The organism is Streptococcus himalayensis (assembly GCF_001708305.1).
GTDB lineage: Bacteria > Bacillota > Bacilli > Lactobacillales > Streptococcaceae > Streptococcus > Streptococcus himalayensis.
This window is the reverse complement of sequence record NZ_CP016953.1, coordinates 1,601,987-1,628,761: the sequence shown is the minus strand read 5'-3', so window position 1 is coordinate 1,628,761 and position 26,775 is coordinate 1,601,987. Positions and strand designations below refer to the sequence as shown.

Genomic DNA, 26,775 nt, shown 5'->3' with positions numbered 1-26,775 from the left:
ATTATCATTGTATCACGGAACAAAAAAATATTCAATCAATTCTGTTCAAATGTGTTCAAAAACTTTATTTTTCCTACTTAGCGTCTAAAAATAAAATTTTTATTCGCAAAGATAGAAAGTGAGCGCTTCATTGGAAAATTCTATCAGAAGCCCCGCCTTCGCTCTCTCATGTTTAAGCTCAGGGAAAAGTCTGCTATCCCCAGCAGACTTTTTGTATCAAGATGAGGCGGGTTTTGGTCGTATTAGTAAACTGAGTTCATGTTAATCACCAAAGAGATACAGTCCTCACCTAGCTAGCCACCATCTTCGTGAGGACTACCTTATTTTAGCCATAGATAATGCCGTTTAGCATAAATCTCAAACCTTGAATATCCCTGAGAATATAGAATTCACCTTCATTCCACCCTATACTCCTGATTAGAACACTAAATAGGGTTATTGATAAACTTCAAGAGGTCATTCAAACCCTATCTCCTTGCCAACCAAAGTCGATTGTACACATAGGATGGGTGTCTGCTATTTTTAATTTCCATTTCCCCTAAAAAATACCCTAGTGGTTGGAGGAATGCTCCAACTGCTAGGGTGCAACTGCTTATGAATGAAACTTTTTGGATATATAGGTCAACCGTGATTGGTACAAAATCCCACTGACAACCAAGCTCAAAATCAGTCCTATCCAATAACCGTAAGGACCCAAGGCCGTCGTTGTATCCAGCAAAAGCCCGACCGGCAAGGCCACGCCCCAGTAGCTCACCAAGCCCATATAAAAGGGAATGGTAGTATCCTTGTAACCCCTCAGAATGCCCTGTAAAGGTGCTGCAAAGGTATCCGCTAACTGGAAAAAGAGGCTATAGGTCAAAAAAATCGTTGTCATTTGGATAAACTGCTGATCCGAACCGTAGAGCGTTGCCACTTGATAGCGAAAAAGGTATAAAAATCCAAGGGTAAAGATGGCAAATCCAGCTGCTGTCAAACGACCGATGGTGCAGTAAGCCTTGACATCCTCAAATCGCTCGGCTCCCACTTCATAAGACACCAAGATGGCCATGGCCGTTGAGATACTAATCGGAAAAGCATACATCAAAGTCGAAAAATTCATAGCGGACTGGTGACTGGCGATGATGATAGAGGAGAATTTCGCCATAAAAAGTCCTACGGCTGAGAAAATGGCTACTTCTGCAAATACAGTCCCTCCGATTGGTAGCCCCAATCTCACTCCTTCTTTCAAAGCTGCAACATCCAAAGGCTCCCTTTTCCAAAACTGATAGGGCTTGACTTTAGGGTGAAATAAAAAGACCAAGATGGATAAGACCAAAAGCACCCAATAGGCAAGGGAAGTTCCAAGACCCGCTCCAGCTCCCCCCATTTCTGGTAAGCCCCCTATCCCATAGATTAAGACGTAGTTAAACCCAGCATTTAATGGCAAAAGCAAGAGCATGAGATACATCGAAAGACTTGTCATCCCTAAAGCATCTAAGACGGAGCGAATCACACTAAAGAGTAGGAGAGGAATAATGCCTAGTGATAGATAGAAAAGGTAGTGAATTGCAACCTCTGAAACAAGCCTTTCTAGCCCGATCTGGCGAAGAACAAAGGGAGCACCCCAAAAGACCAGCACAAACAAGAAAAAAGAGAGCCCCAGCGCCATGTAGATAAATTGATACACATCGTTGCGAATACGCTCTTTCTTCCCTTGACCCAAGTGCTGACCAATGATGGGCACCAAGGCAGAGACAATCCCTGTCAAAAAGGTAAAGAAAGGGGACCAGAGACTGGTTGCCATGGAAACCCCAGCTAAATGCAGCGTATCATACCTCCCTGTCATGGTCGTATCGACAAAGGCAGCCGAGTAATTGGCAAACTGGTAAATCAAAATTGGTAAAAAAATCTTAAAGAAAAGCCCTAGCTTTTCCTTGGTTGACTGTGTTTGGTACATGAATCCTCCTATATTTTCTCCATAAAATGGCTTGATGAGCTCGCATTGCTACTTCCTGAACGATGTTTAAAGGGTGCTATTTCGGCATTTTAGAGGATCTCTCCATGCCTAGCAAGTCCTGTCCAGCACCACTCTTGCGTTTCAACATTTCAATCACTTGGAGCAGTGTTTAATGGGGTAATTTCTTGACAACACGCACAGGGTTGCCTGCTAAAACAACGTTATCTCCAAAAGATTTGGTCACGACGGAACCAGCTCCCACGACAACGTTATTCCCCAAGGAAACACCCGGTAGAATCGTTACCTCGCCACCGGCCCAGAAATTGTCTCCAATTGTAATCGGCTTGCCATACTCCATACCTGAAATACGCTCTTTGGCATCCAAGGGATGCAGTGGGGTCAAGAGTTGTACATTGGGACCCAACATGGCATTTTCGCCAATCCGAATCGGACAAACATCTAAAAAGGTGCAATTAAAATTGGCATAAAAATTTTCTCCCACATGAATATTACAACCATAATCACAGGAAAAATCAGGCTCTATATAGATCTTATCACCTGTTTTTCCAAACCAATGCTTCACCAGCTCACTTCGCTTTTTTTCATCCAATTCTTGGTTAAACTGCATGCGGTAGGCGCGTGCCTTTCTACGGAGTTCCACTAACTCTCTATCACTTGCGTCATAGAGCTCTCCTGCTACCATCTTTTCACGTTCACGTTTCATCATCTTTTCTCCTAATTCGAGACAGGTGGATAGTCAGATAGAGTTGCTCATCTTCTGAAGTTTGGTAATTCCTGCGTTGCTCCAGATAGGTGACGATTTTCTGGGTCGTCTGGTAAGCCTGCGGATAGCTCTCCTTCATCATCTCAAACATCTGTCCATCACCCAGACTTCTCACCTCATGATGGGTCAAAATCCGTTCACAAAAAAATTTTAGATGCGTCATAAAACGTGCCACGTAGATATCATTTTCATCCAAGGGGATTTCTAGGCTGTATTTGACAATGGTTAAAATCTCTTCCATCAGCATGGTCAAGTCTCTGGCAGCCGACGCCCCTTGATCTAGCTCTGCATTGACCAAGGTCAAGGCCATAAAGCCCGCTTCATCCATTGGCAAGTCCTTGCCCAAGTAACGGCTCAAGAGTTCATTGGCAAAACTACCGACCTTGAATTCTTCAGCAAAAAAGCGTTTGATATCCCACATCAGAAAGTTTTTGAGGTAAATCTCATCCTTGACCCGCAAGGCCACTCCTTGCATGTGGTCAGCCATAGCTAGAAAGGCATGGTCGGCTAGTGGCTTTGTCATCGTTGCTCTAGCATAGCTGATGACCTTATCTGCAACCTCCAATAATTCGACTGGAATTTCCGCCAAAAGCGAGACTTGGTCGCTATGAGAAAGGACATACCGTTTTTCAATCAAGCGCTCATCAATCTCATCAGCTGCTTTTTTACCAAAGGCCAACCCTCTGCCCATGAGAATGAATTCTTTTCCATTTTCTTGTGAAATCACAACGTTGTTATTGAGTACTTTATCGATAAGCACGGTATTCTCCTAATCTATCATAGATTTAATCGGTTCAAAGCTCTTTCGGTGAATGGGGGTCACCCCTTTTTCACGCAGGCCTTCCAAGTGTTTGGCGGTTCCATAACCTGCGTTTTTAGCAAAATCATATCCTGGATACTTCGCCTCAAACTCAGCCATCAAGCGATCCCTTGTCACCTTTGCGACAATGCTAGCAGCCGCAATGGACAGGCTGTTGGCATCTCCTTTGATAATAGAGGTTTGTGTAATCGGCGTATCCAAGCTCATCGCGTCAATCAGCAAATGCTGCGGACGAACAGCTAATTGCTCTAAAGCCTCAATCATGGCTAGCTTGGTCGCTTCGTAGATATTTACTTGGTCAATGACTTGACTGTCCTTGATGCCAATTCCTACAGCTACTGCCTTGTCCATAATTTCTTCATAAATAGCTTGGTGTTTGCTTTTAGGAATTTTTTTGGAGTCATTCAAAAAGCGAATTTTACAGCCCTGTGGCAATATAACGGCAGCTGCTACAACAGGACCTGCTAAGGGGCCACGACCAACTTCATCAATGCCTGCAATCCATTCAATTCCTTGTGCATACAAGTTTTTTTCATAGGAAAGCATCTGCTCTAAACGAGCATCTTCTGCTTCTTCTGCCAGAAAATCCTTGTGTTTCTTCTGGAGTAGGGCTTGCACTCCCGCTCGAGTATCCTTAGCCAGTTCCTCTAAACGCGTGTCCTCTTTATCTATGACGGTCTCAAGGAGGGCTTTTATTTCCTTAATTGTTGCCATCTTCATCACCAACTGTATCAAGGGTATAGAGACCTAATTTACCATCTCGTACTTCTTTCACAAACAAGCTATAAAAGCGGTCATAGTCCTCACGGAAACCAAGTTTTTTCGTCATATCCATGATGATTTCAGGGGCTTCGTCATCCAGATTCATCTGCTTAAAGCGCTCTTTCAATGCTGCTGGATAATGTGTTTTGAAATAATTCAATCCGAATATCGTGACCTCGTCCATTGGTAGAAGATTATCCTTAATCGCCCCAGTCAAAGCCAATTTGAGAGCTACTTCTTCATCTTCAAATTTTGGCCATAAAATCCCCGGCGTATCAAGGATTTCCAAATCTTTATTGGACTTGAGCCACTGCTGTCCCTTGGTAACACCGGGTTTATTGCCAACGACTGCAATTTTCTTACCAGCCAAGCGATTCATCAGAGTCGATTTTCCTGCATTGGGAATACCAATAATCATGGTGCGCAAGGTTTCAATCTGAATCCCTCGTTCTTTTTGACGTTCGATTTTTTCACGCATCAATTTTTTGGCGGCTTCTGTCACTTTTTTGACGGTGGATTGTTCCTTTGAATTAATCGTCAAGGTTGGAATGCCTTGTGCTTCAAAATAAGTTCGCCATTCTTTGGTCGCTACTGGGTCTGCCAAATCCGCCTTATTTAAAATCAGTAATTTCGGCTTGTCCCCCACAATCTTTGTCAACATCGGATTTTGGCTCGATAAGGGCAAGCGTGCATCCACCAATATCGTTACAAAATCAACAAACTTAAGATTTTCCTGCACCTGCCGTCTTGCTTTAGACATGTGGCCTGGAAACCATTGAATAGTAGCCATTTTATATCATTCCTTTTCTTTTAATCTATCGCTCATCACTAGATAATCAACTACTATTATATCACGATTTTACGATTTTGAGTGGGCTTCTTTTTATTTCTATCAGCTAATCACTCGTTCCCAATGTGATTTGTCAAGCTATAAACCGACAATCGTGCCGTCCTATCACAGACACTCTTAAAACAGTAATAAAAAACAAGATTTGGACTACATTTCAAATCTTGTTTTCTTATTAAAAATAGGCAAAGTCTTTCTCAAATAGATTTATCTACCGAAAGAATTGCGTGATTGGCTACCGCTTGTTGGCAATAATCCATGAGTTTTGCAGCTTTTTCAGGAGTATATCCATGGAGTGAGACCCGTTTTTCCTGTTTCTCGTCAAAATACCGTCCGCTACGGTTTTCTACTTCATCTGAGAGTGCTAGATAATAGCCTGTTTTGATCCCTTCATCTAAGCCCTTAGGGACAAACTGATTACTCTTATCAGACGAAGACTTCTGAGATTTTTCATCTCTCGAATTTTTGACTAAATTAGTGGCAATCAAGCCTGGATGATAAGAATTCACCGTCACTTTTGAGCCAGCTTTTTCCAACTGCTCAGCTTGGTAGCGGGTCAGCCAGATAGTGTAGAGTTTAGCATTGTTATAGGCTAAGCTTGGAGTATAGTTCTCCTCCAGTGAAAAATCCCCTTCCTCAATCTTAGCAAAATGATGCATATAGGATGACGTGTGAATGAGACGACCTGCATCTGCCTTCTCTAATAGCGGTAGCAACTCTGTCGTCAGGACATAAGGTGCAAGTACAGAGAGCATAAAGGTCACTTCTACCCCTTCTTTCGTCAGCTGACGGTTTTGACCTGCAAAAATCCCAGCATTGTTCACAAGAACATCTAGCTTGGTAAAATCACGCTTCAGATCAGCCGTCAGACGGTAAATATCCGACAGTTGGGATAAATCAGCCAAGTATGCATGGAGGCGAGCTGCGGGAACTTGTTCTCTTATATCCGTCAACGCTTGGTCCAATTTTTGCGGATTTCGGCCGTGGAGAATGACTTCATGTCCTTCACTGGCTAATTTCAGAGCCAAATGCTTTCCAATTCCATCCGTAGAACCTGTGATTAAAATGGTTTTAGACATCCTAAGCCTCCAAAAATGCTAGCAATTCTTTGGAAAAATCATCTGCGTATTGGAAGATGGAACCGTGCCCCGCCTTAGGATAAATGATTAACTTACTTCCTGCAATCTTCTCATGCATGACATACGAATTTTCTGTCGGAACCTGCATATCCTTTTCCCCATTAACAATCAGTGTCGGCTGGGTAATATAGCGCATATCGTCTTTAGCAGCCTTGCCCCAGCGTTTGATTGCCTTTAATTGGGTCAAGAAACCAGGAATATTCATATCCTTATCTGCATGTTCAGCCCTTCTCATGCCCATACGCCCTAACACCTTATTGGCTTCAATTTTGCCTTCCTCATCATGATTATAGAAGATATAGCGTTTGGGATCAATGCGCTCTAGTCCTGCTTTTAGCATATAACGAAAGGTCTTGCCCGTCACCCTATCCATCTCAAGTCCACCACGAGGACCTGTTCCAGCTAGGATTAAGCGATTGACCATGCCACCTTTGATGCGGACAATCTCTTGCGCAATCATACCTCCCATAGATAAACCAAGGAGGTTAATCCGCTCATGGCCTAATGCCTTGAAGATTTCAATTGCTTGCTCGGCCATTCCTGGTATAGTCGGGGCTACTTTTCCTTGGCTAGCTCCAACACCAGGAAGGTCTACTACGATGACATGCTGTTTTTCAGCTAGTAGATCCAGTAACTTGGGATCCCAATTATCCAAAGTCGCTGCCAAATGCACTAACATGACCAAGGGAAGAGCTGACTTTCCTTTCCCAAGCTCACGATAGGCAATCTGCTGGCCTGCGACTGTCACGTATTGATTTTTTGTGGTGATGTAAGACATGTAATTCTCCTATATTTTCTAAAAACTGAGGACTGTTTTTCCGCGTGAACGACCATTAGCGACCTTATCGAGTGCTGCATTCACTTCCTCAAATGGATAGACCGTATCAATAGAAGGTTTGATTTGCAGTTTGCTGAAAATATCTGCGACTTCTTGTAGCTGTTCCCCATTGCTTTCAACAAAGATGAAATGGTAGTGCACACCGTACTTGACTGCCATTTTATCAAACTTACGTCCAACTTGCTGTAATAAAATCTGCTTCCATTTTGGTAGATTCATGCGTTTGGCAAAGTCCCCATTTGGCATCGCTCGAAGGGAAACTAAGTGCCCACCTTTTTTCATAATTGACATTTGCTTTTCAGTCTCTGCCCCGCCAAGTGTGTCCAAAACGTAATCCACATCTTTTACCGTCTTGGTATAATCTTCTTTCTGGTAGTCAATGAAACGATCTGCTCCTAGAGCCAAAACACGCTCCCCATTTGCTCCATCGCCATTGGTGATGACGGTTAAGCCTTTGGCTTTCGCGATTGGAATAGCCATACCACCAACACCCCCTGTGCCTCCAGAGATGAAAATAGTCTTACCTGCCTGAGCTTTCATCAAATCCAAGGCCTGCATAATGGTCAATGCTGTGAGCGGAACCGCAGCTGCTTCGACATCTGTCAAATAATCTGGAACTTTCGCCAAGGCTTGAGCATCGACTGCTACATATTCCGCAAAAGCACCGATGTTATCGAGAGGAAGACGACCAAAAACACGGTCTCCAACTGCAAATTTCGTCACATTAGATCCTACTTCTTCTACCAAGCCAACCACTTCATTCCCAGCTGTTTGTGGTAGTTCATAAGGAACAATCATCTTGACTTCTCCCCGTGAAATCATGTTATCGAGCGGATTGACTCCTGCTGCTGTCACCTTGATGAGAACTTGGTTGCTAGTAATCGACGGTTTAGCAATTTCAGTTACGGTTAGTGTAATGTTCTTTTTATCATACGTTGTGTGTTGTGCTGCTTTCATATTATCTCTTCCTTTTCTTATTTGGGTTCGCTCAGCTTGGCTTGACGTCCACTTCAGAAAATTCCTTTGTGCGTTCCACGCACTCCGGTATTTTCCTCCAGTGGTTCAAGTCAAAGCAGCTTCGCTCATACCAAAATTTTGTATTTGTATCAATTACAAGTCTATGTTGTTTGTAAGAAAATCTCCTTGTGACATCGTATAGTCAAATCAATACTTGTAGAAACTATATTCAAGTCACGTCTGGAGACCTATCATTATTTATATATTTTTAATTACCTAAATATTTAATATAAATTTGGCAAGGATTCCATTCATCCCATAAGGTTGGAAAGACTTCTAACTCCTTATAACCTACCGAAGTATAAAAACTATTTGTTATATCATATTCTTTATAATGCCCAGATTGAACTGTTTTCACTTGGGAATAGGTATATCCCAAATCCTTAGCTAATTTTTCGTACTCTTCATTTAATTGTGTTGCTGCACCTTGTCGATGAAACTTCTTTTTTATTCCCATTACAAATATATCCGCACAGTCTGGACTTGTAGTATTTAAAACTATAAATCCTACAATCTCATCTTGATAAAAAGATGCCAAGAAAGGTTTGTCTTGTGAATCAGTGATATATTCTTCTGTGCTTTCTGGCATACCAAACCATTCTGGAAGATCATAAAGAACTTCCTTAGAAATCTTTTCCTTTACTTCTTTATCTTTTATTTCTTTAACAGTAAATTTCATATTTTCTCTCCAATTCTTTATTTGGCAAAAAGTTACAAAGCCAGCTTTCATCGTTGCTATCTATCATTGCCATAATACCCGATTGTAAGGTCAGATTCGTGTTTTATTAGCAATTTGATAAAGATTCGCAATGACCTGTTCCAAGGTCTGATTGGCTAATTCATCTTCTAAATGTTTTTCTACATTCGTAAAAATTGGAACCATCGCTTTTTCAATATGTTTCCCAACAGGGCATTCTTTGTTGGCATTTTGATGAATTTGAAAAAGACGGATATGGTCTACTTCCTGAGTAGCCAAATAAATCTCCAATAAGGATATTTCTTTATGGTTCTTACTTAGCTGATAGCCTGAGCGACCTTGCTGGGACGTAATTAGCCCTGCGTTTTTCAAGAGCGCAATGACCTTACGGATATAGCTTGCATTGGTTCCAACGCTCACAGCCAAGGCCTGCGAACTCAGAACTTCCTTACTTTCACTAATCATGGTTAAAATATGGAGTGCAACAGAAAATTTTGTATCCATAGTGCCTCCTTTCTGTTCTTGTATTCGTTACAAGAACAAGTTTAGCATAAGGAAATCAACTTGGCAAGTCTTTTGCTCAATTTTTTCAAAAATATCGAGCAATCTATCAAGAAAATTCCTGAAAATCAACTACAGGGGTCTCTTCTGCCCATTTTCAACATAGGTCAAGGTCTGATCAATTTGATAGGCATGAACTGCTGAGGCATAGGAAATCAGTTGATGATTTAGCTTAGGAGCAACTGTCTTGTAAAATTCTTCTCTGGCTTCCTGATTTCTAAAACCAATGATAATGGAGGCATGTAGATGTTCTACTTTGGGATTGTCATGCGCAACGTGTGGCGTGTCCCAAGTTGCCTTGTTCCAAGGCATGTAGACTTGAGAGCGTGTTTCCGCTACTCCAGCTACTTTTGAAATTTCAGGAGCTAAACTGTCGTTGATAAATTTTTTAAAGGAAGCACTGCTGACATCTTCTTTTCGACGGATGTAAAGGACATCTCGTAGCTGACTGCCTGACTGCTCAGCCGTTTTAAACCATCTGGATGAAAAGGGAAAGCCCATGTGCATCAGTGTTCGACGAAAGACATTTACTTCATCTTGAAAAGCCAAGGCTGTTTGATGACGACCTGCAACTGGTGACAACAGATTGTCAAAGGTGACTTCTGCAATGCCATCTATTCGACGGTCAGGTGAAATACTTGTTTCAAGACCAGCTGTACTTGGCCAAAAACTATGCTGGGTTTCACTAAGATGTTGTTGGCGGTATTCTGACAGCCCTGGTGAGGCAGCGATAATCTGTGAATGTGGGCCAGACCAATAGTCCATTCCCTCTTGCCGAGGCTTGTCCTCTCTCATCCAAAGTAAAATAGATACCGAAAATTTTTTGTCGTATTCTTTTGTCATGACGTTCTCCTTTTTGTTGTTGTATCAATTACAAGAACAAGTTTATCATAAAAAAATCAACTTGGCAAGTCTTTTGCTCAAAAAAAGCCATTCTATCACAAGAAATGGCTTTTAGGAAATGAGCATTCATTCTTTTTTAAATCGCTTCTGTCATAAAGCTGCGGCTTTCTAGTACTTTTAGCATGGCTTCTGCTGTATCAATAGCGGTAAAGAGTGGAATGCCATGCTCTACAGCAGCCCGACGAATAGCCACTCCGTCTCGCCCAGCTGTTCGCTTGGTGCCAACAGTATTGATAATGGCTTGGATTTTGCCTTGACGGGCAAAAGCTGGGATGTCTTGGCTATCATTGTCCCCAATTTTCTCAACAACTTGGGCAAGCACCCCATGTTCTCCAAAGTAGGATGCTGTGCCTGAAGTTGCTAGTACCCCGTAGCCAATAGTCGCAAATCGCTTGGCTAGTGCAAGAGCTTCTTCCTTATTGTCATCAGAAATGGTAAAGACAACATTTCCAAAAGTCGGCAAGTGCAGGTAGCTCGCTTCAAAGGCTTTATAGAGGGCTTTTTCAAGGGTGGTATCTGTTCCCATGACCTCACCAGTTGACTTCATTTCTGGTCCTAAAAGGCTATCAACCTTGGCTAGTTTGGTAAAGGAGAAGACCGGTGCCTTGATATGCACCCGAGGGCTTTCTGGATACAGACCATCTCCGTAGCCAATTTCTGCCAAACTTTCTCCCAAAATCAAGCGAGTAGCCACTTGAGCCATTGGAATATCTGTCACTTTAGAGAGGAAGGGCACGGTACGACTGGCACGTGGATTAACCTCAATCACATAAACCGTTTCATCCTTGATAACGAATTGAATATTCATCATGCCGATACAGTTTAAGCCAATGGCTAGCCGTTTGGTATAATCCGCAATGGTTTCTTGAACTTTTGTCGACAAGGTTTGCGGTGGGTAAACAGCCATCGAGTCCCCAGAGTGAACCCCTGCTCGCTCAATATGCTCCATAATTCCCGGAATAAGGACATCTTTTCCGTCTGAAATAGCATCCACTTCACATTCTTGTCCTACGATATAAGAATCGACAAGAACAGGATGCTCAGGGCTGGCTTTAACAGCTGTCCGCATATAAGAACGCAAATCGTCCTCATTTTCAACGATTTCCATGGCTCGGCCACCAAGAACATAGGACGGACGCACCAAGACAGGAAAGCCAATCTTGCGAGCAGCTTCAACAGCTTCTTCTTCATTCGTTGCAGTCTGCCCTGGCGGTTGTGGAATATCTAACGATTTCAAGGCTTGTTCAAATAAATCTCGGTCCTCTGCTCTGTCTAAATCCGCCACCTGCGTCCCTAGAATGGTCACCCCTGCTTTCGCTAAAGGCTCTGCTAGGTTAATGGCCGTCTGACCTCCAAACTGAACGATGACCCCTTTGGGCTGTTCCAAGTCAATGACATGGAGCACATCTTCCAAGGTCAAGGGTTCAAAATAGAGCTTATCTGAAACAGAAAAGTCTGTTGAAACCGTCTCTGGGTTTGAATTCATAATGATGGCTTCATAACCTGCTGCCTGAATAGCTTTGACAGAGTGAACTGTCGCATAGTCAAACTCAACCCCCTGTCCAATCCGAATGGGACCAGACCCTAACACCAAGACAGCTTCCTTCTCTGATTGGATAGATTCATTTTCAAACCCATAGGTCGAATAAAAATAGGGAGTGGCACTTTCAAACTCAGCAGCACAAGTATCTACCATCTTGTAGACAGGAACGAGTTTGTGCTCCAAGCGAAGTTGGCGTATCTGCTCTTCCGACTGTCCCCAGAGTTGGGCAATTTTCACATCTGCAAATCCATTTTGCTTGGCACGCTTGAGGACAGCTATATCCCCCACATTTTCTAGTAATGCTTGCTCGATTTCTACAATATGAAGCAGTTTATCCAAGAAAAAAACATCAATCTTGGTCAAGTCAGCCAATTCTTCGATACTGTAACCTCGGCGAATGGCTTCAGACACATAAAAGAGACGGTCGTCTTGTGGTTTCACGATTTTTTCCATCAGAGTATCGTCAGATATCTGAGCTAGTTCTGGCATTTCATTGTGACTTACGCCGATTTCAAGGGAGCGGCAAGCTTTTAGGAGACTTTCTTCGATATTGCGTCCGATTGCCATGACTTCTCCTGTCGCCTTCATCTGCGTTCCCAAACGGCGCTCACCTTTTTCAAATTTATCAAATGGGAAGCGAGGGATTTTCGCCACCACATAATCAAGAGCTGGCTCAAACATGGCATAAGTCGAACCTGTGACAGGGTTAATCATCTCATCCAAGGTCAAGCCTACCGCAATCTTAGCAGCGAGTTTGGCAATCGGATAACCTGTTGCCTTTGAAGCAAGAGCTGACGAGCGAGACACGCGCGGATTTACCTCAATGACATAGTATTTAAAGCTATGCGGGTCAAGGGCCAGCTGCACATTACAGCCTCCTTCAATCTTGAGGGCACGGATAATGCTTAGGCTCGCATCACGCAGCAGTTGGTTCTCAATATCTGACAAGGTCTGAGTTGGGGCAAAGACAATCGAATCCCCTGTATGAATGCCAACAGGGTCAAAGTTTTCCATGTTACATACCACGAGAGCATTATCGGCACTATCACGCATGACTTCGTACTCGATTTCCTTAAATCCAGCAATCGAACGCTCAATCAAACATTGAGTTACTGGAGAGAGTTTCAAACCATTTTCTGCAATCTCACGGAGTTCTACTTCGTTGGCACACATACCGCCACCGGTTCCCCCAAGGGTAAAGGCAGGACGGACGATGACTGGATAGCCGATGCTATTTGCAAAGGCAACGGCTTCTTCCACGGTATTGACGATTTCAGATTCTGGAATGGGTTGCCCCAAATCTTCCATTAACTGCTTGAACAAATCACGATCTTCAGCCTGGTCAATGGCAGATAATTTTGTTCCTAGAAGTTCAACCCCAAGCTCATCCAAGATCCCAGCCTTAGATAATTCCATGGCCATGTTGAGGCCCGTCTGACCACCCAAGGTCGGTAAAAGAGCATCTGGTCGCTCCTTCCGTAAAATCCTCGTCACAAACTCCAGCGTAATCGGTTCAATATAAACCCGATCTGCAATCTCCTTATCCGTCATAATCGTTGCCGGATTTGAATTGACCAAGACCACACTATAGCCCTCTTCCTTTAAGGCAAGACAAGCCTGTGTCCCCGCATAATCAAACTCAGCCGCCTGACCAATCACAATCGGCCCAGACCCAATCACCATGATTTTATGAATATCCCTACGTTTTGGCATAATTAAGATATAAAGGGCGTCAAACGAACACAGTCAAAATAGGAGTTTGTTCCGCAGAACAATGAGTTCTAGGACAAACTATCTTTTTGACAAAGTTCGTAGCCCGTATTCAATTTTGCAAATACGGCTCCCTTTGTTTCTCCTTTCTATTCGTCAGCTCTCTGGCTGTCATTAAATATTCAATCGCTTAACGATGAGCTTTTTCAGCTTGAAATCCATCCATCAATTCCATAAATTCGTCAAAAAGATAACTCGCATCGTGCGGTCCTGGTGCTGCATCTGGATGAAATTGGACAGAAAAAGCAGGATCATATTTGTGGCGTACCCCTTCGACTGAATGGTCGTTGATTTCCTCATGCGTGATGAGCAATTCTTCAGGAAAATCTTCTCGGCTCACCGCATAGCCATGGTTTTGGCTAGTGAAATCCACGCGACCAGTCGCAATTTCACGAACGGCATGGTTAAAACCACGGTGCCCAAATTTCATCTTATAGGTTTTTGCCCCATTGGCCTTGCTAAAAAGCTGATGCCCCATACAAATGCCAAAAATCGGAATTTTTCCTTGAATAGCACGAATCATATCCAAAGCCTCTGGCACATCATCAGGATCCCCAGGGCCGTTTGACAACATGACGCCATCGGGATTTAATTGGAGAATTTCTTCTGCCTTGGTATTGTAGGGCACGACGGTGACATTGCAATGTCGTTTGGCCAATTCTCTAAGAATGGAATGTTTCAAACCAAAGTCCACCAAGACCACATTGCGACCTGTGCCTGGCGCTGGATAAGCCGTTTTGGTCGAAATCTGCTTGATATTGTCTGTCGGCAGCACCGTCGCCTTTAACTGATCCTGCAAATGCTCAAGAGCATCTCCCACATTTGCAAGAGTTGCTTTCATGGTTCCGTGTTGGCGAATTATCTTCGTCAAAGCTCGTGTATCAATGCCTGCAATGCCTGGAATGTGCTTGGCTTTCAAAAATTCATCAAGCGTCAGTTGATTGCGCCAATTGCTCGCCCGTCTCGCCCATTCATAGACCACTACGCCCTTGCAAGTCGGGATAATCGACTCATAATCATCCCGATTTACACCGTAATTTCCGACTAAGGGATAGGTAAAGGTTAAAATCTGTCCATTATAAGACTGGTCCGTGATGGACTCTTGGTAGCCTGTCATGCCAGTATTAAAGACAATTTCTCCTGTTACATCCATGTCTGCCCCAAAAGCTTCTCCTTCAAAAATGGTCCCATCTTCTAAAATTAACAGACGTTTTCCCATAAGGTTTGATTCTCCTTCTAATCTTTTCTTAGCGATTTTCCTCTCGGCCTTTTAATACCGCTTCGATAATGGCCATACGGACAAATACTCCATTGGTCATTTGTTGAACAATGCGTGATTTTGGTGCTTCGACCAATTCATCAGCGATTTCCACCCCACGGTTAACAGGGGCTGGGTGCATGATAATGGCATGTTCCTGCAAGCGATCATAGCGTTCTTGATTCAAACCATGTGCCTTGTGGTAATTGTTAATCGAAAAGGCTGAATATTCGTCGTGACGTTCGTGCTGTACCCGCAGAAACATCATCACATCTACCTTATCAATGACCTCATCAATCGTTACAAATGTACCATATTCTGCAAATTCTGCCGTTCTCCATTCTTCTGGTCCAGCAAAGTATAGCTCTGCCCCCAAGCGTTTTAAAATCATCATATTTGACTTGGCTACACGAGAATGTTTCAAGTCACCTGCGATAGCAACTTTTAAGCCATCAAAATGACCGAATTCTTCATAAATCGTCATCAAATCGAGCAAACTTTGGCTAGGATGTTGTCCAGAACCATCTCCACCATTGACAATGGAAGCCGTAATCGTCGGGCTGTCAATCAACTCTTTGTAGTAATCAACTTCTGGGTGGCGAATCACACAGACATCAACTCCCAAGGCAGAAAGGGTTAAAATGGTATCATACAAGGTTTCTCCCTTGTTGACGGAGCTTGTTTTGCTATCAAAGTCTAATAAGTCCAGTCCTAATTTTAATTCTGCGACTTCAAAAGCCTTGTGGGTGCGGGTAGAAGATTCGAAGAAAAGATTGCTCACGATGTGTTGGTCATCGTAAGAGACTTTTTCTCCATTTTTGAACTCAATCCCTCGTTTAATCAGGGAAAGCACTTCTTCATTGCTAAGCAATTCCATAGAAACAAGATGTTTAAGAGCGATTTGATTGGTTGACATGAGATTCTCCTTTAAATTTTATTGAGCTGTCGGCTCGATGGATAACAGATATAAGATAAGGATTATTGTTTAGGTTCTGGTAGGATAAGGTAGAGCATAATTCCTAAAATCGTAGACAGGGCAACGCCTGAAATTTGTAGCCCAGATAGCTGAAGGGTCAACCCTCCAATACCAGATACCAAGATAACACTGGCAATCAAGAGATTTTTCTTATTGTCCATATCGGTTTGCTTTTCAATCAAGATTTTCAATCCACTAGAGGCAATCACTCCAAAGAGGGCAATGGAAATTCCTCCAAGAACTGGGCTTGGGATGGATTGTAGAAGAGCGGATACTTTTCCAACAAAACTCATGACAATCGCAAGAACTGCTGCACCAGCAATCACATAGACACTGTAAATCTTATTTAAGGCCATAACACCGATATTTTCACCGTAACTGGTAACGGGTGGTGCCCCGACAAAACCTGCAATAATCTGAGCTAGTCCATCTCCGGCAAGTGTCTTATCCAGTCCTGGATCCTTAAAGAAATCTTTTCCTGTCAAACTGTTTAAGACCATCACGTGACCGAAGTGTTCTGTCATAGTCACAAAGGCAATCGGAGCCATGGTTAAAATCGCACTCGGATAAAGTTTGATGCCGTAATCTAGGAAGGGAAGGTTCATCGGTGGAAAGCTAATCCAGGAAGCTTTGGCAACTCCAGCAAAGGAAATGATTTCCTGTCCTGTCACCGCTCCTAAAAGGAGGGCAAAGAGGTAACCGATGATTAAACCGAGCAGGATTGGAATGACACCAATGATTTTCTTACCATAGATATTGAGTAGAATTACGGCAAACAAAGTTACCATTCCGATTAGGAAATTGGTGAAGCTATAAGCACCGTCTTTGAGCATGACATCATTGACAGCTGTTCCTGCAAGGCTGAGCCCAATGACCATGATGATGGGACCTACAACTACCGGTGGCAAAATTTTATCAATCCATTCATTGCCCGCCACGCGAACAATCATAGCTACGATAAAGTACACCAAACCACCTGTAATGGCTCCTTGTGCTACTGCTGCGATTCCATCTGTTTTCATGAGGAGTTGCATAGCAGCGATATAGGCAAAACTTGACCCCATGTAAGCTGGAACCTTGAATTTAGTGACAGATAAGTGGGCGAGGGTTCCAAGACCACTGGATAAAAGAGCCACCGCAGGGTCAATTCCCACCAAGATTGGAACGAGAACGGTCGCCCCAAACATGGCAAACAAGTGCTGGAATGACAAGCCTAGTAATAGCCCCGGCTTTGGCATATCTTGCACATCATATTTCATTTCTTGATTCATGGTCTTATTTTTCCTTCCTAATTAAGACGCGATCTTGTCCGTCTTCTTCCTGCATCTCGACAATAATTTCTTCCGATTGGCTGGTTGGAATATTTTTCCCAACATAGTCTGGCCGTATCGGCAATTCTCGATGTCCACGGTCAACTAGAACAGCCAAACTGACACGTGCAGGACGTCCTAGACTGACCAGATTGTCAATAGCCGCACGAATGGTCCGCCCTGTGTAGAGCACATCGTCCACCAAGATAACTTCTCGATCCGTAATATCTACCGGTATATGAGTTGTGTCTTCATCTACCTTCATATCATCACGAAACGGCTTGGTATCCAGCTCTCCCATAGGAACTTGAACTTTCTCTAACTGCTCTAAACGCTCTTGGATCCGTCGGGCAATATAGACTCCTCTTGTCTTAATCCCTGCTAGGACAATCTTGTCCAAATCCTTGTTGCGTTCGATGATTTCATAAGTCATACGCGTGATGGCACGCTTCATGGTCAAATCATCAACAACTTCTTTTGTTTTCACAAGTGGCCTCCTATAAATATACTAAAAAAGTCTCCTTATGCAAGGAGACTTCAGAAAATATGGCTAGAGCAAGACCCGCAGGTTACACTCCACCCATTCTATGACCGTTTCTCCTTGCCTGCCTCTCTGGACAGAATTAAAGGAATCTTTAATTTTATCTATCATATCACAATCTTTCCTTTTTAGCAAGAAAAAGTTGAATTTATTTGTGTCAAAATTTTTGAGAATTGAAAAAAATTTCCTTTTAAACGAGAAAAAGTTGAGCTTATGACTGGCTCAACTCATTTGATGCTATTCATTTTTCTCGGGCGAGGTAGAGCCTTTAGCCCAACTAGGCTAAATCCAGCTCCTAGATAAGCCACAAAAATGATTATCACCCAGCGAAACACATAGGCTCCGCCATATTTCGGAATATTTAAAAAGAAATACGCAAAGGGACTATCGACCGCTCCGGGAATGGGCATTTTAAGAATTAAGCCATTTAGCAGTGCAAAAGCCATATAAAGAAGAGGGACACTGGTCCAGAGCAAGGGATCAAACCACCGATAGAGACGTCCCTTATCAAAAAACAAGGTATCCGCAAAAAACCATAAAGGTACGATATAATGGCACAGAAAATTTTCCAAGCGGTAAAAATCGGTTGCTAAAGGAGCTAGCATAAAATTGTAAATCACACATGTAATCATGATACACATGGTCACGCCTCCCTTGATACGCAGAATCTTGTCCGTCTTCCAAGCACTTGATGAGCGCGGCATGAGATAGAGCAAATAAGCAGTGAAGGCCGTCACGATGATATTGGACAAAACGGTATAGTACAAGAGCATCCCAAAGCCACCATGCCGAGTAATTTCTAAATAAACACCTGTAAATCCTAAAATGAAAAGGATAATTCGGCTGTAGAATATAACCTGTCTCTTCATCTTAGATTTTCTTGACAAACTCCGATTTCAATTTCATGGCTCCAAAGCCATCAATTTTACAATCGATATTGTGGTCACCTTCGACTAGGCGGATATTTTTCACCCGTGTTCCTTGCTTGATATCTTTGGGTGCACCCTTGACCTTCAAATCTTTGATAACCGTTACAGTATCTCCATCGGCCAAGCGGTTGCCATTTGCATCGATGACGACCAAGCCTTCCTCAACGACTTCTTCTGCTGGATTCCATTCATGGGCACATTCTGGGCAGACCAAAAGGGTGCCATCTTCATAGACATATTCTGAGTTGCATATTGGACAATTTGGTAAAGTATTCATCTTTTTCTCCTTTTTTCTTTGTTAAGTATACCCTATTTTTAAAAATTTGACAAATCTGCTTTCAGTGACTATTTCTGACCCAATTCTTGCGTGCGTTCATAGGCTTCAGTCACCGCTTCGATCACCGAACCTCTAAATCCTGTTTTTTCAAGACTGGCAACACCTGCAATTGTCGAGCCCCCTGGGCTACAAACCTGATCTTTCAAGACGGCTGGATGTTCGTGACTATCAAGCACCATTTTGCCAGAACCTAGTACGGTCTGGGCAGCCATTTTAAGGGCAATCGCACGAGGCAAGCCTTGCTGAACACCTGCATCACTCAAGGCCTCAATAAATGGATACACAAAGGCAGGGCCACAGCCAGCCAGAGCCGTTGCAGCATCCAGTTGCTTTTCCTCTAGTAGGATTAACTCTGCACTTCCTGTGAACAGTTCTTGGAATAGTTGTTCATCTGCTTGACTAGTGCCTTTTCCTAAGGCATAGGTAATGACACCTGCCCCTACAGCGACTGGGGTATTGGGCATCATGCGAATAAAGCGGTGCTGACTGGGAACCATGTCTTGCAGTTGAGCCAAAGAAAGCCCAGCCGCCATGCTGATGAGTAAAACAGACGACCGCGTCTCAAGCACGGATTTATATTGAGCAAGTAGGGCTTCAAACTGGGCTGGTTTAACTCCTAAAAAAATGACTGTCGCCTGCTCAAAGACCTCTTGGTTTGAAACAGCTTGTCCTCCGATTTCTTGGGCGATTGTACTTGCTTTTTCAGGACTTCGATTTGCCAATATCATCTCTGCATCATGATTTTTTGAGACAATACGAGCCAAAAGACCGCCCATATTTCCCAAACCGATAAAACCAATCTTTGTCATCTTATTCCCTCACTTGGCCATTTCCAGCTACAATGTATTTATAGGTTGTCATTTCCTTCAAGCCCATCGGCCCTCTGGCATGCAATTTTTGAGTAGAAATTCCCATTTCACATCCTAGACCAAATTCTCCCCCATCTGTAAAACGAGTTGAGGCATTGACATAGACAGCAGCACTGTCCACTTGTTCTGTGAAATAAGCTGCTGCTTGGCTATCTTCCGTGATAATCGCATCCGAATGATGGGTGCTGTGACTTTCAATATGACAAACAGCTTCTTCCAAGGATGATACAAGCTTGACCGCTAAAATATAATCAGAAAATTCGGTATCAAAATCTGTCTCTTTAGCTACTTGCCCTTTAATCAAACGACTAGCCTCGGCATCCAGCCGCAATTCTACAGGTGAAAGCCCTAAGTGCTTGCGTTCTGTTACCAAGGTTTCCTGCAAACGCGGGAGAAATTCCTCTGCGATAGCCTCATGCACAAGACACACTTCCATAGCATTGCAGACCGATGGTCGGCTGGTCTTGGCATTACGAATAATGGATAATGCCATGTCTTGATTGGCTGCCTGATCTACATAGACGTGCACAATCCCTGTTCCTGTCTCAATTACGGGCACAATCGCATTTTCAACCACAGCCTGAATCAAGCCCGCCCCACCGCGCGGAATTAGTAAATCCAAATAACCTTTGGCCTTCATCATCGCATAACTACTCTCACGACTTGTATCAGAAATCAACTGCAAGCAATCTGGTGAAATGTTGGTTTGGGCCAGTCCCATTTTTAAAGCTGCTACAATTGCTGCCGCAGTCTGATAGGCCTCTTTCCCACTGCGGAGAACGACAGCATTTCCACTCTTTAAAGCCAAGGCTGCTGCATCTGAGGTTACATTTGGTCGACTTTCGTAGATAATCCCAACAACCCCTAGAGCCACTCGTTTTTTGAGCACTTGAAGGCCATTGGGTAAGCTTGTCTCCTCTAGAATTTCTCCAATAGGATCTGGTAACGAAGCTACATCTCGAATGCCTTTAGCCATGGCTGCAATCCGCTCCTCATCTAAAAACAGACGGTCTAACATGACCTCTGAAATCTTTCCTTTTGAAGCAGCCATATCCTTTTGATTGGCCTGTAAAATAACCTGTGTGTGTGCCAATAATTGCTCAGCCATCGCTTCAAGCGCAGCATTCTTCTCATCCTCTTTTGCCGTGTTAATCGATTTTTTAACCCGATTTACAGCTTCTAATAATTCTTGTGTACTGGTCATAATCTTCCTTTCTTGTGATGTATGGACTTTTATAGCCACTCAAACAATTGCTGGCCTCCACTCTTTTAGAATACATTCTTCCGTCATCCATCTTGCTAAAACTCTGAAAATAAGAGTTCAAGCTCTGGTGTTAAGGAAATCCAATCATCCCGATGAATGACCACACCTTTTGGCTTACTAGCCTTCAGCAAATCTTTTAAAGCAGAATGTCCAAAGAGCACGCGTCCTTTGCCCAAGGCTTGGTCTGTCTCCTCATCATAAACGCCCACAATGTCATGATAAGAAAAGGCTCCATCCATTCTCGTAATCCCTGACACCAAGAGGCTCTTTCCACCTTGGCTCAGTGCCTTACTTGCTCCCTTGTCCACCCAGATACTGCCCTTGCTACTGGCATAAAATGCCAACCATTGTTTTTGAGTTTTCATATTTTTATCTTGGGCAATGAAGAAAGTTCCGTCTGCCTGTGCTTCTGCAGCCTCAAGTAAAGGTACTTCCTTCAAGGAGGAACAGATATAAACAGGCACTCCTGCCATGGTCGCAATCGTTGCTGCCTTGATTTTGGTTAGCATACCGCCTGTACCGTTACTGGAACCTGCCCCGCCCGCCATTTCAATCAAGTCCGTTGAAATCTTCTCAACCTTCTCCAAGCGTTTGGCTGCTGGATTTTTATGGGGATTATCCGTATACAAGCCATCAACATCTGTTAAAAGCACCAATAAATCTGCCTGAACCATGGCTGCTACTTGGGCACTCAAGGTATCATTATCGCCAACCTTGAGCTCTGCAATTGAGACGGTATCATTCTCATTGATGATAGGAATGGCTCCTCTATTCAATAAAACAGACATGGCTTGGTGGGCATTTTGATAACGACGCTTGTCTGCAAAATCATCCTGAGTCAACAAAATCTGTGCAGAGACAATTTGTTTCAGCAACAAGTTTGCTGTGTATTCCTCTAGTAGCAACCCCTGCCCAACAGCCGCTGATGCCTGCTTGTCTGCCACTTTTGTCGGACGTTTCTTGAATCCAAGTGAAGAAAATCCTGCCGCAATCGCACCAGAAGACACTAAAATCAATTCATGTCCTGCCTCATGAAGCATGGCTAATTGCTGGGTGATTTGTTTTACTTTGGAGCGTGACAAGCTACCATCTGGCTCTGTCAACGAGCTAGTCCCCACCTTAAAAACAATGCGTTTGTACTTCATTAGTTGCTACTCTTTCTATCACGACTTTGTAAAATCCCATCATTTTCTCCGTGCACTACATCTGCTGAATGCTAGTAACCACTCAGATTTCCCCTTTGCTTCCTCATTCACAAAGGAGATTTTTTAGGAGCAGTAGATGAGACATATTGAATGATTATACCATAAAACCTGATAAAACTAAAATAGGAAAAAACAAAAAGAGCAGATAGGACATCTACTCTGCTCCTTGCTAGACTAGACTTTGTTTTGCAAAGCCTCTATTTCCTCAAGCCTTGGTTAATGGCTGTCACCTACAGAGTTTCCCACTACTGAACTCAAATATGCTTATGGGGCTACGATTTTTGCTGAACTTCCCTCTCCAAATCAAAGGATTCTACAGGAATTAGACCATGCACATTTCCAACAAAGCGATTTACGTACCTATCAAAGAAATGTCAACCAGAACGGCTCTATCCGATTATATCCCCGCTGAAGAAAACATAAAAAAAAGTTGGGTAAAAGTCCAACTTCTGGTATCCATATTCGTAGAAATAGATTGATACAATGCTTGATTGATGTTGTCCAATCCTAAGGACTAGAAAGCAAGGAATCTTTTTAAACGATTTGAGCTCTTCTCTACTCTTTAGTTCCTTACACTTAGCGATTGTACCAATACTCAGATGCTGTAATCTCCAGATTACGCGGGTCAAAAACAGGGTCTTTCCCAGCTTTCAACTGTTTTTCATAATCCTTTAACAGGGTAAAGACCAAGGGAGATAGCAAGAAAATTGCAACGATATTCCCCCAGACCGTAAAGCCGATAGCTAAATCTCCCAAAGCCCAGACAAATTCACTAGAGGCAATTCCTGAATAAAAGAGGCCAGCAATCATCAAAATTTGCAAAATCAATATATGAATTGGCTTGACTTTTTCTTTCAATAGATAAAGTAAATTTGTATGTGCAATATAGTAATAGCTCATCAAGGTAGTAAACGCAAAAAAGACCAAAGCAACCGCTACAAATATACTTCCAAATGGCCCCATAATGTGAGATAAGGCTGTTTGCGTATATAGGGCTCCCGCATTTTCAGGCGTAATATTCATAAGATTTTCGACAATTGGCTGTTTAGCAGCATCATAAACATTGTAAGACCCTGTCAGAAGAATAATCAAGGCAGTTGCCGTACAAACAAACCAGGTATCAATATAAACTGAAAAAGCCTGTACCAATCCTTGCTTGATGGGATGAGAAACTTGAGCAGACGCCGCAGCAGCTACCTGAGAACCTTGTCCCGCTTCATTTGAATAAACTCCGCGTCGAACTCCGTACATAATCGCAGAGCCTACAATACCTGCAAAGAGCGGTTCCCAACCAAAGGCACTTGCAAAAATCAGCTGAAAAGTTGGCAATACTCGATCAAAATCTAAGACAATGACAATCAAAGCCATCAAAATATAGACTCCCGCCATAAAAGGCACTACATATTCCGCAAATTTTGCAATTCGTGAAATCCCTCCAATGATAATCACAAAAAGAGCAAGGCTAACAACGATACTGGTCCACAAGGGTGGAATGTTCAAGGCATTTTCCATAGCTGCACTAATGCCGTTGGTCTGCACCCCTGACATCAAAAATGCAGAAGAAATCATCATGATAAAGGCCATAATCGTTGCAAAGGTTTTATTTTTCAATCCGTGTTCAATATAGTAAGCTGGCCCACCGATAAAACCACTCTCTTTTCTTTCCTTGAAGAGCTGACCAAGAACTGTCTCCACAAAGGCTGAACCAGAGCCAATAAAGGCAATCAACCACATCCAAAAAATGCTTCCTGGCCCTCCTAAAGCAATGGCTGTTGCCACGCCTGTGATATTTCCAGTTCCAACACGACCCGATAAGGCGACTGTCAAAGCCTGAAAGGACGAAATCCCTTCATCATCTTCGTCTGATTTTTCAAACATGCAACGAATCATCTCTGGAATCATTCGAACCTGAACAAATTTCATCCGAAAGGTAAAATAGGTTCCTGCTACAATCAAAACTCCCAATAATAAGGGACTCCAAATAAAGTTTGTCAAACTTGTAATTACTGACACTGTCTCACTCCTCTTTTATGTATTTCTTAATCTTTCAAGCGTCTCTTCAAAAATCTCTGGCACGTCTACGGAAAACTCCAAGGCCTCTCCTGTTGTAGGATGGCTAAAACCAAGTGTTTTTGCATGGAGAAATTGACCATGCCCCTTCAGGGTTTTTCGTGGACCATAAACCTCATCACCAGCTACAGGGTGACCAATATAGGCCATGTGGACGCGAATCTGGTGGGTTCTTCCTGTCTCTAACTGTAACTCGACCAAAGTATACTCTAAAAAGCGTTCCAAGACCTGAAAGCGAGTCACGGCTGGCTTACCTTTGGCCGTAACAGCTTGTTTTTTTCTGTCTTTTTCGCTCCGCCCAATCGGTGCTTCAATCATTCCCCTATCTTTGGGGAGATTTCCATGCACGATTGCCCAATACTTCCGCAGAGATTTTTTCTCTTTTAATTCCTTTGCCAAGGCTAGGTGTGCCTCATCATTTTTAGCCACCATCAACAAACCAGATGTATCCTTGTCAATCCGATGGACAATTCCTGGACGTAAAACACCGTTAATCCCTGATAAATCCTTGATATGATACAAAAGGGCATTCACCAAGGTACCAGATGTGTGCCCAGCACTTGGATGGACGACCATGCCCTGTGGTTTATTGACCACGGCAACATCTCTATCTTGATAAACAATCTCAAGAGGCAAATCTTCTGCAACGTACTCCACTAGCTCTGGCTCAGGAAGATGATAGTAGATGACATCTCCTGCTTGTACGGTATATTTTGCCTTCTTGGGCTGACCATTGACCAAAATTTGCCCATTTTTTATTTGTTCGTTGGCTAAACTACGAGACAAGGCAGTCAAGTCTGCCACGGCCTTGTCCAATCTTTGACCGCCAACTTCTACTTTAATTTCCATTCTTTTCTTCCTTCATGATGACCAAGCATAGGATAAGCACTCCAAAAGTCAGATACATATCCGCTATATTAAAAATTGCAAATTGAACAATATCAAACTGGAACATATCTACGACAAACCCTTGCCTCAATCGGTCGATAAAATTCCCAAAACCTCCCGCGATAATCAAGGAAAGTCCTGCAACCAACCAGAAAGAATTCTGCAAATGTTTTATCAAATACCCAATCGCTCCTCCCATTACTACAATGGTAATCACGGCAAAGAGCCATTGTTGATTTTCCAAGATTGAAAAAGCAGCTCCTGTGTTACGTAGATAGGTCAAACTCATTATCGGAGGGAGAAATTCCCTGGTTTCTCCCAAAGGAATATTTGCAACAACCATTTCTTTGACCCATTGATCGAGCACAATCATCAGTCCAATCAAGGCTGGTACTCCAATCTTTCGTTTCATGCCTGACTCCTTTTTTCAAAATAACGTTCCATGACCTTCACAAAAGCTTTCCCAACAGGTGACAAATCCATTCCTTCACGTTTCACATAGACCAGGTGATTATCCAGTGCATCTTTTACAGGAATGACCGTAATGCCATTAACGCTATCACTGTCTAAAAAACCAGAACCTGTCGCATAAGCATTTGTCCGTTCTAAAATTCCATTTAAGGTAGCCCGATCGGTCACATTAAACAGCAAGGAGCTATCACTGGTATCCACCAAATTTTCCGAATAATAAAGGTATTCGTCCTTTTCTTGGGTAAAACGAACGGTCGGCAGCCCTACCAAGTCCTCCATGACCAGCTCTTTTTTCTGGGTTAAGGGATGGTCTTCCCTGAGATAGATATGGGTTTGAAAGGGGAGCAACTCCACAACCTCAAGCCCTAATTTATCAATTTTCTGCAGAATCCCCTTGGTATTTTGATTATTGAGATAGATAATACCAATCTCACTATGACCTTGGGCCACCTCATCTAAAATCTGGACCGTTGTAGATTCAAAAATTCGAAAATTTTTATCTTCAGGATAAGTTTCTGCAAATTCCACCATCAAAGGGGGGAGAAAATCATAGTGCTGGCTTGAGATAGAAAATTCTGAGCCTTCATCTTCAGGGTTGGCATATTGATTTTGAAACACATCAAATTTTTTGACCAATTCCTGTGCTTTTTCGTAAAACTCCATTCCCCGCCGTGTCAAAACGGTCCCACTGCTGGTTCGGTTGAAAATCTGAAATCCTAATTCCTTTTCCAAATCACGAACAGAAATAGAGAGGCTCGGCTGGCTCACATACATCTTTTCAGCAGCTTCTCGAAAGGTCCCACTGTTAGCAATGGCCACCACATAGCGTAATTGTTGAATATTCATCGCTCTTCCCTTTCTAAGTATATTATAAAATTATACCATAACTTTAAGTATTGCAAAAGTAGGAGAGATTTTTTGGAGACGCTATCCTATCTAAAAGCAAGAAGCAATGGACTACTGTTCATACTCATCAAACACGATTCCCATTGTAATACTCATTTAATTTCAAAAATAGTCCCCATATATAAAAATTTATT

General features: G+C 42.9%; 25 protein-coding genes and 1 pseudogene. 1 reads left to right on the top strand and 25 read right to left on the bottom strand.

Going from position 1 to position 26,775, the window contains the following annotated elements:
• Positions 1-211 precede the first annotated feature (211 nt).
• A pseudogene (locus BFM96_RS11585) lies at positions 212-542 on the top strand (hypothetical protein); the annotation flags it as partial.
• A gap of 50 nt (positions 543-592) precedes the next feature.
• On the opposite strand, the gene BFM96_RS07605 reads toward BFM96_RS11585, so the two are convergent.
• The 25 genes from BFM96_RS07605 to BFM96_RS07485 form a co-directional block, all read right to left on the bottom strand.
• The gene (locus BFM96_RS07605; RefSeq protein WP_068992531.1) at positions 593-1,936 is read right to left on the bottom strand and encodes an MATE family efflux transporter; all 1,344 of its coding nucleotides are present in this window, start codon (positions 1,934-1,936) and stop codon (positions 593-595) included.
• Positions 1,937-2,105: 169 nt separating this feature from the next.
• Positions 2,106-2,660 (bottom strand): sugar O-acetyltransferase, encoded by a 555-nt coding sequence (locus BFM96_RS07600; protein ID WP_068992528.1) that lies wholly within the window; start codon positions 2,658-2,660, stop codon positions 2,106-2,108.
• A complete protein-coding gene (locus tag BFM96_RS07595) occupies positions 2,650-3,480 on the bottom strand; it encodes a PRD domain-containing protein (RefSeq protein WP_068992525.1) in 831 nt (276 codons plus the stop codon). The genes BFM96_RS07600 and BFM96_RS07595 overlap by 11 nt, the downstream gene beginning before the upstream one ends.
• A gap of 9 nt (positions 3,481-3,489) precedes the next feature.
• Positions 3,490-4,254, bottom strand: a complete 765-nt coding sequence (locus BFM96_RS07590; RefSeq protein ID WP_068992522.1) for a ribonuclease HII — start codon at positions 4,252-4,254, stop codon at positions 3,490-3,492.
• Positions 4,241-5,092 carry a ribosome biogenesis GTPase YlqF gene (ylqF, locus tag BFM96_RS07585; protein WP_068992520.1) on the bottom strand — a complete coding sequence of 284 codons (852 nt, stop codon included), beginning with the start codon at positions 5,090-5,092 and terminating at the stop codon, positions 4,241-4,243. The genes BFM96_RS07590 and ylqF overlap by 14 nt, the downstream gene beginning before the upstream one ends.
• A gap of 254 nt (positions 5,093-5,346) precedes the next feature.
• A complete protein-coding gene (locus BFM96_RS07580; RefSeq protein ID WP_068992517.1) occupies positions 5,347-6,228 on the bottom strand; it encodes an SDR family NAD(P)-dependent oxidoreductase in 882 nt (293 codons plus the stop codon).
• A 1-nt stretch (position 6,229) separates the two neighbouring features.
• A complete protein-coding gene (locus tag BFM96_RS07575; RefSeq protein ID WP_068992513.1) occupies positions 6,230-7,066 on the bottom strand; it encodes an alpha/beta fold hydrolase in 837 nt (278 codons plus the stop codon).
• Between the two features lie 18 nt (positions 7,067-7,084).
• On the bottom strand, positions 7,085-8,083 hold the full coding sequence (locus tag BFM96_RS07570; protein ID WP_068992511.1) for an NADP-dependent oxidoreductase: 999 nt from the start codon (positions 8,081-8,083) through the stop codon (positions 7,085-7,087).
• A 268-nt stretch (positions 8,084-8,351) separates the two neighbouring features.
• Positions 8,352-8,822 (bottom strand): GNAT family N-acetyltransferase, encoded by a 471-nt coding sequence (locus tag BFM96_RS07565; protein WP_068992509.1) that lies wholly within the window; start codon positions 8,820-8,822, stop codon positions 8,352-8,354.
• Between the two features lie 90 nt (positions 8,823-8,912).
• Positions 8,913-9,344 (bottom strand): Rrf2 family transcriptional regulator, encoded by a 432-nt coding sequence (locus BFM96_RS07560; protein ID WP_068992508.1) that lies wholly within the window; start codon positions 9,342-9,344, stop codon positions 8,913-8,915.
• Between the two features lie 129 nt (positions 9,345-9,473).
• Positions 9,474-10,244 (bottom strand): hypothetical protein, encoded by a 771-nt coding sequence (locus tag BFM96_RS07555; RefSeq protein WP_068992506.1) that lies wholly within the window; start codon positions 10,242-10,244, stop codon positions 9,474-9,476.
• A gap of 136 nt (positions 10,245-10,380) precedes the next feature.
• On the bottom strand, positions 10,381-13,560 hold the full coding sequence (gene carB, locus BFM96_RS07550) for a carbamoyl-phosphate synthase large subunit (protein WP_068992503.1): 3,180 nt from the start codon (positions 13,558-13,560) through the stop codon (positions 10,381-10,383).
• Positions 13,561-13,747: 187 nt separating this feature from the next.
• Positions 13,748-14,836: a carbamoyl phosphate synthase small subunit gene (locus BFM96_RS07545; RefSeq protein ID WP_068992500.1), complete on the bottom strand. Its 1,089-nt coding sequence runs from the start codon at positions 14,834-14,836 to the stop codon at positions 13,748-13,750.
• 28 nt (positions 14,837-14,864) lie between these two features.
• Positions 14,865-15,791 carry an aspartate carbamoyltransferase catalytic subunit gene (locus tag BFM96_RS07540; RefSeq protein WP_068992498.1) on the bottom strand — a complete coding sequence of 309 codons (927 nt, stop codon included), beginning with the start codon at positions 15,789-15,791 and terminating at the stop codon, positions 14,865-14,867.
• A 62-nt stretch (positions 15,792-15,853) separates the two neighbouring features.
• Positions 15,854-17,122 (bottom strand): uracil-xanthine permease family protein, encoded by a 1,269-nt coding sequence (locus BFM96_RS07535; RefSeq protein WP_068992496.1) that lies wholly within the window; start codon positions 17,120-17,122, stop codon positions 15,854-15,856.
• Between the two features lie 4 nt (positions 17,123-17,126).
• A complete protein-coding gene (pyrR, locus tag BFM96_RS07530; protein WP_068992493.1) occupies positions 17,127-17,648 on the bottom strand; it encodes a bifunctional pyr operon transcriptional regulator/uracil phosphoribosyltransferase PyrR in 522 nt (173 codons plus the stop codon).
• Positions 17,649-17,929: 281 nt separating this feature from the next.
• A complete protein-coding gene (locus BFM96_RS07525; RefSeq protein ID WP_068992490.1) occupies positions 17,930-18,571 on the bottom strand; it encodes a Pr6Pr family membrane protein in 642 nt (213 codons plus the stop codon).
• Position 18,572: 1 nt separating this feature from the next.
• Positions 18,573-18,908, bottom strand: a complete 336-nt coding sequence (locus BFM96_RS07520) for a zinc ribbon domain-containing protein YjdM (RefSeq protein WP_068992487.1) — start codon at positions 18,906-18,908, stop codon at positions 18,573-18,575.
• 68 nt (positions 18,909-18,976) lie between these two features.
• Entirely contained in the window at positions 18,977-19,777 is an 801-nt protein-coding gene (proC, locus tag BFM96_RS07515) for a pyrroline-5-carboxylate reductase (RefSeq protein ID WP_068992484.1), read from the bottom strand.
• 1 nt (position 19,778) lies between these two features.
• Positions 19,779-21,041, bottom strand: a complete 1,263-nt coding sequence (locus BFM96_RS07510; RefSeq protein ID WP_068992481.1) for a glutamate-5-semialdehyde dehydrogenase — start codon at positions 21,039-21,041, stop codon at positions 19,779-19,781.
• A gap of 95 nt (positions 21,042-21,136) precedes the next feature.
• Positions 21,137-22,246, bottom strand: coding sequence for a glutamate 5-kinase (gene proB, locus BFM96_RS07505; protein WP_068992478.1), 1,110 nt, complete (start codon positions 22,244-22,246; stop codon positions 21,137-21,139).
• 636 nt (positions 22,247-22,882) lie between these two features.
• Complete coding sequence (locus BFM96_RS07500; RefSeq protein WP_068992468.1) at positions 22,883-24,319, bottom strand: alanine/glycine:cation symporter family protein; 1,437 nt, start codon at positions 24,317-24,319, stop codon at positions 22,883-22,885.
• Between the two features lie 15 nt (positions 24,320-24,334).
• The gene (locus BFM96_RS07495; protein WP_068992466.1) at positions 24,335-25,225 is read right to left on the bottom strand and encodes an RluA family pseudouridine synthase; all 891 of its coding nucleotides are present in this window, start codon (positions 25,223-25,225) and stop codon (positions 24,335-24,337) included.
• Positions 25,215-25,676, bottom strand: coding sequence for a signal peptidase II (lspA, locus tag BFM96_RS07490; protein ID WP_068992464.1), 462 nt, complete (start codon positions 25,674-25,676; stop codon positions 25,215-25,217). Before lspA ends, BFM96_RS07495 begins: the two co-directional genes overlap by 11 nt.
• Complete coding sequence (locus BFM96_RS07485) at positions 25,673-26,581, bottom strand: LysR family transcriptional regulator (RefSeq protein WP_068992461.1); 909 nt, start codon at positions 26,579-26,581, stop codon at positions 25,673-25,675. Before BFM96_RS07485 ends, lspA begins: the two co-directional genes overlap by 4 nt.
• Positions 26,582-26,775: the final 194 nt, after the last annotated feature.